This window comes from Nocardioides sp. L-11A (assembly GCA_029961745.1).
Lineage (GTDB): Bacteria > Actinomycetota > Actinomycetes > Propionibacteriales > Nocardioidaceae > Nocardioides.
Genome location: CP124680.1, coordinates 2206984 through 2219424, shown reverse-complemented (window position 1 = coordinate 2219424; position 12441 = coordinate 2206984). Strand labels below are relative to the sequence as shown.

Here is a 12441-nt window from a genome sequence, read left to right as displayed (position 1 = left end):
GGTAGCCGCCCGCACAGAGGTTGGCGATTGGTTGCGATGCAAAATCCGCCGTCTGTGGCCTGGTACGCTTGCTTCGTGAGTTCTCCCGAAGCAAGCAGAGTGGGGCTATCGGTCCGCCGGTAGCCCGAGATGCTGTAGTTCCTTCCTGATTCCCAGCGCACGCCCTGTCGGGCGGCGCTGTCTTTGTGAATCCTCACGCATACGAAGCGCCTGCGGTGCCGACCGCGTCGTTCACTTTCGTCATCTCTTGCTTCGGAAGGCATTTTCATGCCCATTGTGTTGTACATCCTTGCCCTCGCCGTGTTCGCGCAGGGCACCTCTGAGTTCGTCCTGGCCGGTCTGCTGCACGGCATCGCCGGCGACCTCGATATCTCGCTCGCGCAGGCCGGTCTGCTGACCTCAGCCTTCGCGGTCGGCATGGCGCTGGGAGCACCTGTCATGGCCGCGGTCGGTCGTGGGCTCTCGCCTCGCTGGACCATGAGCGGGTTCCTTGCCCTGTTCATCCTCGCGCACGTCGTCGGCGCCGCGGCGGAGAGCTTCGGGCTCCTGTTCGCCACCCGGGTCGTGGCGGCGCTGGCGAACGCGGGCTTCCTCGCGGTCGCCCTGTCCACGGTTACGCACCTCGTCCCGGCTCACTCCCGCGCCCGCGCACTGGCGGTCATCCTCGGCGGCACAACGCTGGCCCTGATCGCCGGTGTCCCGGCGGGAGCGTTCGTCGGGAACGCCCTCGGCTGGCGGGCCACCTTGTGGGCGATCGCCCTCGTCTCGGTGCCCGCGCTGATCGCGGTGCTCATCGCCACCCCGACACGTGCCGTGCAGACGGACCACGCTGTCGCACGACGGTCTCTGACCGGTGAGTTGCGGACGTTGCGGCTGCGGCCGGTCCAGCTGAACATCGTCATGGGGGTCCTGGTCAACGCGGCCACGTTCTGCTCCTTCACCTACCTCGCCGTCATCGCCGGCACACGAGCCGGGGTCAGCGAAACCCTGGTGCCTCTGTTGCTGGGGGTGTTCGGTCTCGGCGCGTTCTGCGGTGTGACCGCGGCGGGTCGGCTCGCGGACCGGAGCTGGCGCGAGGTGATCCTGGTGACCGGACCGCTGCTGGTGCTCGGCTGGGCGCTGCTGACGGTGATGGTCGATAGCCAGCCGGTGGTGTGGGTGCTGGCGCTGCTCCTCGGGGCGCTCTCCTTCGCGCTGGGCAGCACGCTGATCGGTCGGATCATGGCAACCGCGGGCGAGGCGCCGTCCATGAGCGGCTCCTTCGCCACGGTCGCGATGAACCTCGGCGCGGTCATCGGGCCGATCGCCGGCGGGGTGGCGATCGAGCTGGTCGGCGTGCGCGGTCCGCTCGCGGTCAGCGCGCTCCTGGTGCTTGGCACCGTCGGCCTCGGGTGGGCCACGAGACGCGCCCGTGCAGATCGGCCGCGGACGACAGTACCCGTGGCCTGAGCGGACACGCTGGTTGCGGCCCGACCTGAAATGTGCATCCGGCGGTGGGTCTGACAAGGCTCGGACCCACCGCCGGGGCCAGCTCGTCGCTGTCGTGGACGACGCGTGTCCGCGGGCGGCAAGCACCTATGCGGTAGCACCGGCCGGGCGTCGCGTGCTAACGTGGACGTCATGTCGACCCCGATCGCAGACAGAGCCTAGCCACCGGAAGGATTCGGTGGCTAGACCTCGCTGACCGCCACGTCTTCGGCGCGAACGGGTCTTCCGCAGGCACATCGTGCCAGTTCGACGGAACATTCTGGACGCTCTTCCCGTGGTCCAATTCCGCTCTTGAACTGAATTTCATCGGCTGCTGCCACGCTGCTTTGTCCTTCCGCTGAGTCGATCGCGTCCACCGCGCGATCTACCTCACTACCCGGAAGGTTCTCCCTCGTGGTCACTCCCAGCTATCCCACCAATCTCGCTGCCGGCATCCCTGCACGGCGACCGGGAAGCCCGGCACTGCCGATTCCTCCGCCCAACAGCCATCTAGAGCGCATTCGCCGCGTGCTCGATGAGCATGGTCAGCCCGATTATCAGTTCACCGCGCTGCTCCAAGGCCTCCGCGCAGGCCGGACCGCACGCTTCGGCGACGCCCGCCACCTTCCACGGCTCGTACGCGACGACCTCGAAGCACGGCTAGGACCGATGATCCTGCCCGCGACGGTAGTGAGCAGCGGCGAAGACACATCCGTAGAGAAGGTCCTCTTCTCCGGCGACAAGCCCGGCTATTTCGAGGCAGTGCGCTCACGCTTCCGCGACGGCTGGTCATCGATCTGCCTGTCCTCGCAGTCCGGTTGCGGCCTGGCCTGCACGTTCTGCGCCACCGGCGCGGTCGGGCTCGTCAGGAACCTGGACGCCGAGGAGATCCTGGCGCAGGCGCTCTACGCCCCTTGGCAGCGCGACCGTGCGTTTCCCGTGAAGAGCATCGCCTTCATGGGCATGGGCGAACCCCTCGCCAATCCCCGCATCTTCACGGCACTGGACATGCTGACCGACCCGCAGGTCGGCGGCTGGTCCCCGCGACGGATCACAGTGTCCACGGTCGGGTTCGCGCCACGATTGGCCCAACTAGTCGCCCAGCACCCGCACGTCACCATCACTCTCTCGGTCCATTCACCGTTCCCGGACCAGCGCTCCGTCCTGATCCCGTTACAGAAGCGATTCCCGCTCGAAGCCAGCGTGGACATCCTGGACCGCCACGTGGCTGCGACCCGCCGACGTGTGTTCTTGGCCTATCTGCTGATCGATGGCGTCAACGACAGCGCCGAACACGCAGAACACCTCGCGCGCCTGGTGAAGCACCGATCACGACCGGACCTTTTCAAGATCAGCGTCATCGCCTACAACGAAGCCGCAGGCGTGACCGCACCGTACCGGCGTCCAGCTACCCGGACCGTCCAAGAGTTCGTCGCGCGTCTGAGGTCGGCCGGCGTGGCGGTCAGCCGGCGTCAGCAGTTCGGCACGGGCATCGACGCCGCGTGCGGGCAACTCCACGCCGACTATCTCAACGCCCGCGACGCTCCACACACCCCACCGACCCCACGCACAGCAGCGACGGGAGGTGACACACCGTGATGCCACTGGTCGGCAGAGACCCGCCGGTATGCGGGCTCGTTCCCACGCCCACATCAACGTATTTGAAAGGAGAACCGCCATGGCATCATCGGGATTCCGGCGGAAGTCACGCTCGCGCACCAGATCACGCCGCTCGCAGTGGAAGGCAACCCCGCCGCAGACCACGACCTGCCCCAACCCTGCGTGCGGAAAGCCCACGCTGCCACACCGGGCGTGCTCTAACTGCGGCCAATATCGGGGCCGTCAGGTCCTGACGCCGCAGACGATGCAGCGCTGACCACCCCACAGATCGCGGCGACGGCCCCACCAAGACGACGGGGTCGTCGCCGCGTCACGTCCAGGCCGAGTCTCCCACGGCCTCGGACCGGGTCCGGCATCATGCCCTCCAAAACGCGAGCACCAACTCGACAACAACCGGCATCGCGGCACGACTTCCATCCAATCCTCGCGCGCAGCCGCACAATCCACACCCCAACTGCGCCGGTCGCCTATGACTGCGTGAGACTCATCTTCGTCCGCAACGGTTCGGCGATTCTGCTGAGCGAGTTCGGCGAGAAGCCGGTCACGGTCGGTGACGTCGTGGCGCTCGGGGCGAACACGCTGTGTGGGAGCGAGCCCGAGGGGTCGATCACGGTCACGACCCTCTACTTGGACCGTGACTATGTGATCGATCAGGTGTTCTGGCAGCACGCTGCGTTCCTCGCCGACCGGCTGCACGCCCAAGACTTTGCCGAGGAGCTGTACTCCGAGCCCGCGCAAGTGCTCCACCTCGGTGAGGATCGTGCCGGGATGCTCATGCCCTGGCTCGACGAGCTGGTGGCTCTGAGCCTGGACGGGCCCACACCGGAGCGGTTCTACCGGATGCAAGCGCTGTTGTTCGCAGTCGTCGATGTGATCACGCCCTACGTGAAGACGACCGCGGTACGTCGATCAGTGACGCAGCGCCGGGCAGTGCATCCGAGTCCTCCGCGCCATCGTGAGTTCGCGCCGTTGCGAGTTGAAGCGCGACAGGCCATCGAACTCTTGCGTCGTGAGCCCGCTGAGCGATGGACGCTCCAGAGCATCGCCGATGCTGTGCATCTATCGCCCTCACAGCTCGGCCGGGTCTTCGTCCATGCCTACGGCAAGACACCGATGACCTACCTGGTGACCGTCCGCGCGGAGCAGCTCGCTCGGTTGTTGCGTGAGACCGACCTGCCGATCGAGGAGGCGATGCGACGTGTCGGCTGGTACAGCCGAGGTCACGCTGCTCGGATGTTCCGCCAAGCCGTGGGTGTCACCCCGACGCGCTACCGGGAACTGAGCCGACAGAAGACTGCCGCCTGAGCAGGGCCAGGGCGGCGGCGATACAGATCGCCGCAACGCCGATACAGGTATCCGCATCATCGCCGGCCTCGGCGCCCGGGACTGCTGAGGGGCTGATAGTCCGGTACGGACTCGTCGGGTTCACCACACACCTGACGGTCACATCGTCCGTTGTCCGTCTCGTCTTGCTGGTGATCTCGGCGCACCTGATGGTCACCGAGGCCCAGTTCGGCCCGGTGCTCAGGGTATCGGGAGGACACGACGATGGCCACGACACGGGAGCAAGCCAAAGCCGCGCGGGAGGCGAAGCTCGACGAGCTGCACGAGCGCCTGACCGGCGCAGTCGAACAGCTCGTCTCCGGTGAGGACTGGGCGCGGGCGCTCGCGTTCGCGGCTCGGTTCAGGACCAGATCATTCTCCAACACCCTGCTGATCTGGGAGCAGCACCAGGCGGCGTTCGAGTCCGGTCACGTACCGGAGCCGTTCCCGTCGTATGTGGCCGGTTACCGACAGTGGCAGGGTCTCGGTCGGCAGGTGCAGAAGGGTCAGCCGGGGTATCAGATTCTCGCCCCGGTCACCGGCCGCTTCGCCACCGCCACCCCGGCCGATGCGGAGTCGTGGCGGCGCCTGAGCAAGGGCGAGAAGCCCCGTGCCGGTGAGGTCGTACGTTCCAAGATGGTCGGCGTCCGTCCGGCTTACGTGTGGGACGCCTCGCAGACCGCCGGCGACCCGATCCCCGAACCGCCCGCGCCGAAGCTGCTGGAGGGCCAGGCCCCGGCTGGGCTGTGGGACGGCCTGGCCGCGCAGGTCGAGACGGCGGGTTTCTCGGTGGTGCGGGTGCCGCACGAGGGGATGATCCACGGTGCGAACGGGATGACCGACTACACCGCGAACACCGTGGCGGTGCGCGAGAACATGGACCCCGCCGCGCAGGTCAAGACCCTCGCCCACGAACTCGGACACGTCCTCCTGCACGGACCCGACGCCGACGAGGCCCGTCAGCATCGCGGCATCGGCGAGGTCGAAGCCGAGTCCGTGGCCCTGATGGTCGGCGCCGCTCACGGGTTGGACACCTCCGGGTACACGATCCCGTACGTCTCCACCTGGGCGGCCCGCGTCGACGGGAAAGAGCCGGTGGAAGTGGTCAAGGCCACCGGGGAGCGGGTCCGCAAGACCGCTCTGGCGATCCTGGACCAGCTCGACACGCCCCAGCTCGATGACGGCACCCCGCCAGGCTTGGACCGGGACGCCGCCCAGCGCAAGGCACCCGCACAAGCGCAAGCGTCGCCGACAGCGGAGCCGGCATCGCCGCGGCAGGCGACTCCGTCGCTTGAACCGGCCGCCAGACCCGTACCGGTGCCGGCGGTCGTGGGGCGGGGGCTGTGATGGCCGAGCACGGAGTCGTCTCCTCGGTATTGCTTCGGATGCACGCGGCGTGGCCGCTGTCGGCCGCCGCACGAGAGTTCGCAGTAGCGGGGGTGCCGGTCTTCCCCTGCACACCGTGGGGGAAGCGTCCGGCCACCGAGCACGGGTTCCACGACGCCACCACGGACCTGGATCAGGTCGAGGCGTGGTGGCGGCAGTCGCCGGGGGCGAACATCGGTGTCCCGACCGGGGCCGCCTCGGGCGCGGTCGTCGTGGACGTGGACGTGCACGGCCCCGTCGATGGGCGCGCCAGTTTCGACCGCGCCGTCCGCGCCGGTCTGGTGGAGGGGTGGGAGCTGTTGGTGCGCACACCCACCGGCGGGATGCACGCCTACTACCCGGCCACACCGGGCACGGAGCAGCGGTCCTGGCAGGCGGCACGTGCGGGGATCGACTTCCGAGGCGACGGCGGCTACATCATCGTCCCGCCCTCGGCCCGCTCCATCGAGGGCACCACGGTCGGCTATCAGGTCGAGGAGGTCAACGCCGGCCCCGCGAGCCTGTTGGATGCGGGACGGTTGCGGGACTTCCTCGACCCCCGTCCCACACCCCGGCCCGCGTCTGTCGGTATGGGTCGGGATGTCGATGTGTCACGGCTGGCGGCGTGGGTCGCTGCCCGTGGCGAGGGTGAGCGGAACCGGGTTCTGTTCTGGGCGGCGTGCCGGCTCGCGGAGAACGGGCTGCCTGCGTCGGATGCGCTCGACGTGCTCACCGCGGCCGCTGGTCACGCCGGGCTCGCTGAGCGCGAGATCACCGCCACGGTCCGCTCCGCCTACCGGACCGTCCGCGCCGAGCCTGCCCGGCGCGGAACCTCGTCGCCGGGGCGGCGTGAGCCGCCGGTGGCCGCGGACGGCTGGTTCGACCGCGACACCAGCACCCGCCCGCCGATGTCGTCGAGGGTGCGAGGGCTGTGATGACCACCCCAATCATCAGCAGCAGGGTCGCGAGCAGGACTGCGGGGCGTCGGTGGGCGGTGGTGACGGCGGTGTCGGGGACGGTGTTCATCGCCGCCGGCGCCTTCTGGCTGTCCTTCACCGCGCTGGCTGACCTCGCCGCCAGGTCCGGGATTGGGGCCGGGCAGTCGTGGGCGTGGCCTCTGATCGTCGACGGCATCATCGTTGTCGCCACGGTCGCCGTCGTCGCCCTCGCCGGCCACAAATCGGCCTGGTATCCGTGGGTGCTGCTTATCGGCGGCGCTGCGGTGTCGGTGACCGCCAACGCGATCCACGCCGTGGTCGCCGCCGATGCCGATGTGCCCGGCGTGCTCGCCGCGAGTGTGGCGGCGGTGCCACCGGTGGTCCTGCTGGCGATCACCCACCTGACCGTCATCCTTACCCGCCCCCTCCCAACCGCGACCGACCCCGACATGGGCGTAGTCGACCGTGACCGGGTCGCGCCGGTGGAGCATCCGAGGCGGCCGTCCGTGCCCGTCGAAGTGCCGGAACCGAGTCTGTTCCCGGCGCCGCCAGCGCCGGCGGAGAGCACCGCAGGTGGGGACAGCGCCTCAGATGAGCCACCGTCACCGCGGAGGGTCGCCCCACGCCCGCGGGCCGGCGCCACAAGCTCGGATCGGCGTGAGCGCGCCGCGAGGTTGCGTGAGCAGGGGTGGTCGAACAAGCGCATCGCCCGCGAACTCGGCGTGCACCCGTCCACCGTGGGCCGCTGGTTCACGCCCGCGCACCTTCCCGACAAGCAGACCGTCGAGGAGGCGAAGACCCCATGAACACCACAGACCCTGCCCGCCACCAGCACGAGCGCCGGCAGAACGCACCCGAGCCGACCAAGGACAACTCGGTCCCGAAAGCCCCGGAGAGGACGGGGACGCCGGAGGCGGTGCAGGCCGCCAAGGTCGCCCACCGCAACCGTCCCGGCAAGGCCACGATCGCGGATAGCGCGCGGCGGGCGCGGGGTGTGGAGTGGGTGCGGCCCGCCGATCTGCTCGCCCGGCAGTCCGCGACGGTCGCGGGGCGGGGTATCGACTTCGAGGTCGAACTCGCCCGCCGCACCCGCCAGCTCACCGGCCACGTCACCCGTGCCAGCGGCCGCGGTCTCGGCAAGGCCGCGCAGGCCGTCAGTGAGCGGGCGCGGCGGCTGCCCGATGTCTCGGAGTTCGGCCGCGGCAGCCGGCACCAGTCGTGGGTGAGCCGTTCGGGGATCGGGCTGGGGTGACCACAGATGCGCACCCCCACCATCACGTCGCCCTCGCCATCGGCGGACCAGCCGGTGTGGGGACGCGCGTGCACCTACCTGTCAGGAGGTGCCAGACCATGACCACGACAACACCCACCCAGTCACACGCCGCTGACGGCGAGGGTGCTGAGGACTTCACCACCAGCGACGGGCTGCGCGCCCTGCTGCACCGGCTCCACGCCGCGGGACCAGGCTCGTGGAGCCATGATCCGACGGCGGCGGAGCTGATGGCCCACACCGCCGAGAAGTACGAACCCCTCGCCAGGAAGCACGGCCTGGACCCGTGGGAGGCAGCGTCGGCGGCGTTCAAGGTGATGATCACCCGCGCCGCCCGCGAGGCACGCGACCCCTGGGCGGTCATCACGCACGCGGTGCGGATCACCTGCATCTTCGAAGAACGCGCCCAAGGACTGTTGTGCTCGGTCCACCAGGCAAGGCGCCCGCACGTCTCGGCGTTCCACGATCCGGAGCGGTTCTCTGACCGGGAGAACCCGCTGAGCGACTATCACCCGGCCTTCCACATCACCGACTCCCGCAACCACGACGACACAGGCGTGGAGACGGACGCTGCCGGGGCGGGACATGATGATGGTGGTGGGCGCGGTTCGGATCGGGCGTGCATGTCGGCTGGGTCGGCGGCTGAGGATGCCATCGCCTTGTTCACGCTGTTGGGCTGGGACCCGGCCACCGCCCGCGCCGGAGTGGAGCATATCTGCGGGGCGCTGACCAAGACCGGTACCCGGCAGGCCGCCTACGAGGCGTTGCGGCGGGACAAGCACGCCCGCGCGCTGCTGGACATCCCGCCTTCCTCCTGGACGGCGCTGCTGCGCGCCTTGTTGGGCAACCCGCACCCCGCCTACGCAGCTACCAGCACCGGGCGGGGTGTGCTGTTGCGGCTGCTGATCGGCGAGACCCTGCCGGTGCTGCTGCGCGATGACGACCTCATCCTGACCATCTCGCTGGCCGTTCCCGGCCACCACGACGAGCCTGGTGGTGATCGGTCGTGACCGCACCGGCGGGCTACATCGAGCTGGAGCGCACCGTCGACTCCATCCGGGTCGGACGCCGGCACCGGACCACGTTCGGCAACATCGACGAACTCGCTGCCTCGATCGGACGGGACGGGCTGTTGCAGCCCATCACCATCACCCCCGACGGAGTGCTGGTGTGCGGGGCCAGGAGGTTGGCGGCGATCAAACAGCTCGGCTGGCGCAAGGTCAACGTCTGGGTCCGCTCCGGCATCTCCGACCGCCTCGGCCACCTGCTGGCCGAGCAGGACGACAACGTGCTCCACAAGCCGCTTACCCAGACCGAGGCCGCCGCCCTGTACCGGGAGCTGAAGATGCTGATGGCCGAGGACGCTGAGCGCAGGAGGGCCGCGACCCAGTTCAGCTCGGAGAACCAGCCGGGTGCTGACGGGCGTGCAAAATTTGCACCCCCGTCGCTCGGACCTGCTGGCAGGACACGCGAGCAGGCGGCCGCGATGATCCCCGGTGGCGCCTCACACACGACGTTGGAGAAGATCGGCTGGCTCCAGAGGATCGCCGAGGACCCCGCCCAACCCGCCGAACTAAGAACACGAGTCATCGCTGAGCTGGAGCGCATCGACGCCGGGGCTCCGGTGCATCCGATCTTTGAGGCGATCCGCGCCGCCGCCCAGAGCGCGCAGGCCGAACGTGAGACCGACCTGCATCACCTCGCCGCCGACGCCCTCGCCCGCGCCAAGGACGCCAAGAAGACCCGCACACCACGCCCCCGACCGGTGACCGACGACGACGGCGAACCGGCGCGGTATCCGGTGAGGGCGTTCGTGCTCACCTGGGGCGAGCTGGACCAGTGGTGGACCCACTACGACGCCGAACACCTCGCCGCCGAGCTGAGCGATGAGCAGATTGAGTCCTTCCTTGCCACCGCCGAGGGCACCAGTCGATTCGCCGAGGAACTGCGCACCCTGCGCGACCGCGACACTTCCGGCGATGAGCCGGCGGCCGCGCGCGGCCACTTGCACGCCCCCTGACGGCCACCTCCGCCCTGCCCTTGTCTGGGTTGGTGCCGGTCGCGTACCTGGTGGGCATGAAGACTCCCGACCTCTCCGAACCCCGGACCCGCCGCCGACTCATCGCCGCCCTCGCCGCGGCGATCGTCGTCCTCGTGCTCGCCGGTGTGGGCGTCTACGGCCTCCTGACCGGACCACCCGGCCCGGACCGGGACGATGACGGTGGCCGCCCTGGGCCAAGTGTCACCGCACAAGCCGATCCGGTGCCCACGACCACGCCGCGGTTGCCGGTCGTGCAGGCGTCGGATGATCCGGAGACCTTCGCCCGCAACGTCGCCACCGTGTTGTTCGAGTGGGACACCGCCAGCGGGTTCACGCCGCTGGACTACACCAGCGTGGTCCTTGACGTCGGCGATCCCATCGGTACGGAGCAGGCGGGGCTCGCCTCCGACATCGCCGCCTACCTCCCGTCTCGGGATGCCTGGCTGGAGCTGCGGCAGTACGCCACCGCCCAGCACCTCACCATCGACAACACGTTCGTCCCCGACGCGTGGGCGACCGCAGTCGAGCAGGCCCACCCCGGTCAGCTCGCCGAGGGCACGGTCGCGGTCACGATCGAGGGCACCCGCCACCGTGAGGGCCTGTGGAACGACGAACCGGTGACCTCCGAACACTCGGTGGCGTTCACCGTGTTCGTGGTCTGCGGCCCGACCTACGAGACCTGTCATCTGCTGCGGCTGTCCCAGCTCGACAACCCCCTCCGATAGGTCGGTGACGCGTCGTGTTGAAGAAGCTCGCCATCGCCGCCATCGCCCTGGTCTTCCTCGCACCCTCGCTGGTGTTGATCGGGATCGGGGTGGTGATGAACCCGGCTCTGAGCGCCACCGGCTCCTGCACCATCGGCGGCGGCTCGAACGTCACCGTCGGCGAGGTCCCTGACGAGCTGGAGGTCACCACCGCGAACGGGGAGACGTTCACGCTCAACCGAACCCAGCTCACCCATGCCGCGACGATCATCGAGACCGGCAACAGCATCGACGGGATCACCCGCGACGGCCTTCAGATCGCGCTCATGGCGGCACTGACCGAGTCCACGCTGCGGATGCTGTCCAACACCAGCGCCTACCCGGAGTCCGCGGACTACCCCAACGACGGCGACGGCTCCGACCACGACTCCCTGGGCCTGTTTCAGATGCGCCCCCAATCGGGCTGGGGCACGGTCGCTGAGCTGATGGACCCCGTCTACCAAGCTGAGGCGTTCTTCGGCGGACCCACCGGACCCAACCACCCCTCACCACGGGGACTCTTGGACATTCCCGGGTGGGAGGAGATGGACAAGGGCGAGGCCGCCCAAGCCGTCGAAGTGTCCGCGTATCCGGACCGGTACCGCAACTACGAGCCCGTCGCCGAAACCATCCTCACCGCACTCACGTCGACCACAACAACGAACGCCGGGGCGGGCGCCTCGGCCGGCGATGCCGTGGTCCCGGCCGCGCAGCAAGTGGCGGCGGTGGGGTCGTCGCGGGTGGTGTTCCCGATGCCCGAGGGCACCTGGGTGCTCACCAGCGAGTACGGACCACGGGTGCACCCCATAACTGGCGAGGACTCCTTCCACACCGGCACCGACTTCGCCGCCCCCGACGGCACACCCCTCGTGGCCGCTGCGGACGGCACGGTGACGGTCGCGGAGTTCTCCGGCGGCTACGGCGGCCTCATCGTCATCGATCATCAGATCGATGGCGCCACGGTGGCGACGGCGTATGCGCACATGTGGGAGCACGGCATCCACGTCCAGGCCGGCGACACCGTGGCGGCCGGTCAGCACATCGGCGACACCGGCAGCTCCGGCAACAGCACCGGTCCGCATCTGCATTTCGAGGTCCGCCTCGGCGGCACGAACGGGGAGCACACCGACCCCGCCGACTGGCTGAATGCCCACAACGCCGCCGACCTGCCCGAGCCCGAGACCGGCCCACCAGGCGGCGACTGCGACACCAGCAACGGCACACCAGGTGGTGAGCCGGACCCCTTCGACGGCGACCCCGACCGTCCCGTGGACGATCCGACCTCGGATGGGCAGATCACCGCGCGGATGCTGCACCTCTACACCCAGAGCATCGCTGTCTTCCCCGACACCTCCTGGGTCTGTTACTCACCGCGGCCCGGCACCGTCTCCGAACACCCCCTCGGACGCGCCTGTGACGGAACGTTCGGCAACGCCATCGGCGAGCACCCGACCCCGGAGCAGCGCGAACTCGGCTGGGAGGTCACGAACTGGATGCAGGACCACGCCGAAACCCTCGGGGTGGAGTATCTGATCTGGGACGGCCTGATCTGGTCGCTGGCCCGCGACGCCGAGGGGTGGCGGCCCTACGACGGTGGCGGCATGCACGACCCCGACAGCATCGCGGGATCGCACGTAGACCATCTCCACATCACCGTCCGGGCCGGGAGCTGAT

At 69.2% G+C, this 12441-nt stretch carries 12 protein-coding genes; all 12 read left to right on the top strand.

Translation table 11 applies throughout. The features are described 5' to 3' along the window. The first annotated feature begins 276 nt into the window (after positions 1-276). The 12 genes from QJ852_10570 to QJ852_10515 all read left to right on the top strand — a co-directional run bounded on the left by QJ852_10570 (position 277) and on the right by QJ852_10515 (position 12440). Entirely contained in the window at positions 277-1449 is a 1173-nt protein-coding gene (locus QJ852_10570; protein ID WGX98872.1) for an MFS transporter, read from the top strand. 432 nt (positions 1450-1881) lie between these two features. After that, positions 1882-3066, top strand: a complete 1185-nt coding sequence (locus QJ852_10565; protein WGX98871.1) for a radical SAM protein — start codon at positions 1882-1884, stop codon at positions 3064-3066. A 79-nt stretch (positions 3067-3145) separates the two neighbouring features. Further along, the gene (gene rpmF, locus QJ852_10560; protein ID WGX98870.1) at positions 3146-3343 is read left to right on the top strand and encodes a 50S ribosomal protein L32; all 198 of its coding nucleotides are present in this window, start codon (positions 3146-3148) and stop codon (positions 3341-3343) included. A 221-nt stretch (positions 3344-3564) separates the two neighbouring features. Then, positions 3565-4392: an AraC family transcriptional regulator gene (locus QJ852_10555; protein WGX98869.1), complete on the top strand. Its 828-nt coding sequence runs from the start codon at positions 3565-3567 to the stop codon at positions 4390-4392. Positions 4393-4635: 243 nt separating this feature from the next. Then, positions 4636-5757, top strand: a complete 1122-nt coding sequence (locus QJ852_10550; protein WGX98868.1) for an ArdC-like ssDNA-binding domain-containing protein — start codon at positions 4636-4638, stop codon at positions 5755-5757. Then, entirely contained in the window at positions 5757-6710 is a 954-nt protein-coding gene (locus QJ852_10545) for a bifunctional DNA primase/polymerase (protein WGX98867.1), read from the top strand. The genes QJ852_10550 and QJ852_10545 overlap by 1 nt, the downstream gene beginning before the upstream one ends. Further along, a complete protein-coding gene (locus QJ852_10540) occupies positions 6710-7519 on the top strand; it encodes a helix-turn-helix domain-containing protein (GenBank protein ID WGX98866.1) in 810 nt (269 codons plus the stop codon). The genes QJ852_10545 and QJ852_10540 overlap by 1 nt, the downstream gene beginning before the upstream one ends. Next, complete coding sequence (locus QJ852_10535; protein ID WGX98865.1) at positions 7516-7965, top strand: hypothetical protein; 450 nt, start codon at positions 7516-7518, stop codon at positions 7963-7965. The genes QJ852_10540 and QJ852_10535 overlap by 4 nt, the downstream gene beginning before the upstream one ends. 98 nt (positions 7966-8063) lie before the next feature. Beyond that, positions 8064-8993 (top strand): hypothetical protein, encoded by a 930-nt coding sequence (locus QJ852_10530; protein WGX98864.1) that lies wholly within the window; start codon positions 8064-8066, stop codon positions 8991-8993. Further along, the gene (locus QJ852_10525) at positions 8990-10003 is read left to right on the top strand and encodes a ParB N-terminal domain-containing protein (protein ID WGX98863.1); all 1014 of its coding nucleotides are present in this window, start codon (positions 8990-8992) and stop codon (positions 10001-10003) included. Before QJ852_10530 ends, QJ852_10525 begins: the two co-directional genes overlap by 4 nt. Positions 10004-10059: 56 nt before the next feature. Then, positions 10060-10749 carry a hypothetical protein gene (locus QJ852_10520; GenBank protein ID WGX98862.1) on the top strand — a complete coding sequence of 230 codons (690 nt, stop codon included), beginning with the start codon at positions 10060-10062 and terminating at the stop codon, positions 10747-10749. 14 nt (positions 10750-10763) lie between these two features. Beyond that, positions 10764-12440: a M23 family metallopeptidase gene (locus QJ852_10515; protein WGX98861.1), complete on the top strand. Its 1677-nt coding sequence runs from the start codon at positions 10764-10766 to the stop codon at positions 12438-12440. Position 12441 lies beyond the last annotated feature (1 nt).

What these genes read in the sequence shown, in the direction of transcription:
- rpmF (WGX98870.1), top strand. Translation starts at nt 3,146, where the DNA reads ATGGCATCATCGGGATTCCGGCGGAAGTCACGCTCGCGCACCAGATCA.
- QJ852_10550 (WGX98868.1), top strand. Translation starts at nt 4,636, where the DNA reads ATGGCCACGACACGGGAGCAAGCCAAAGCCGCGCGGGAGGCGAAGCTC.
- QJ852_10545 (WGX98867.1), top strand. Translation starts at nt 5,757, where the DNA reads ATGGCCGAGCACGGAGTCGTCTCCTCGGTATTGCTTCGGATGCACGCG.
- QJ852_10540 (WGX98866.1), top strand. Translation starts at nt 6,710, where the DNA reads ATGACCACCCCAATCATCAGCAGCAGGGTCGCGAGCAGGACTGCGGGG.
- QJ852_10535 (WGX98865.1), top strand. Translation starts at nt 7,516, where the DNA reads ATGAACACCACAGACCCTGCCCGCCACCAGCACGAGCGCCGGCAGAAC.
- QJ852_10530 (WGX98864.1), top strand. Translation starts at nt 8,064, where the DNA reads ATGACCACGACAACACCCACCCAGTCACACGCCGCTGACGGCGAGGGT.
- QJ852_10520 (WGX98862.1), top strand. Translation starts at nt 10,060, where the DNA reads ATGAAGACTCCCGACCTCTCCGAACCCCGGACCCGCCGCCGACTCATC.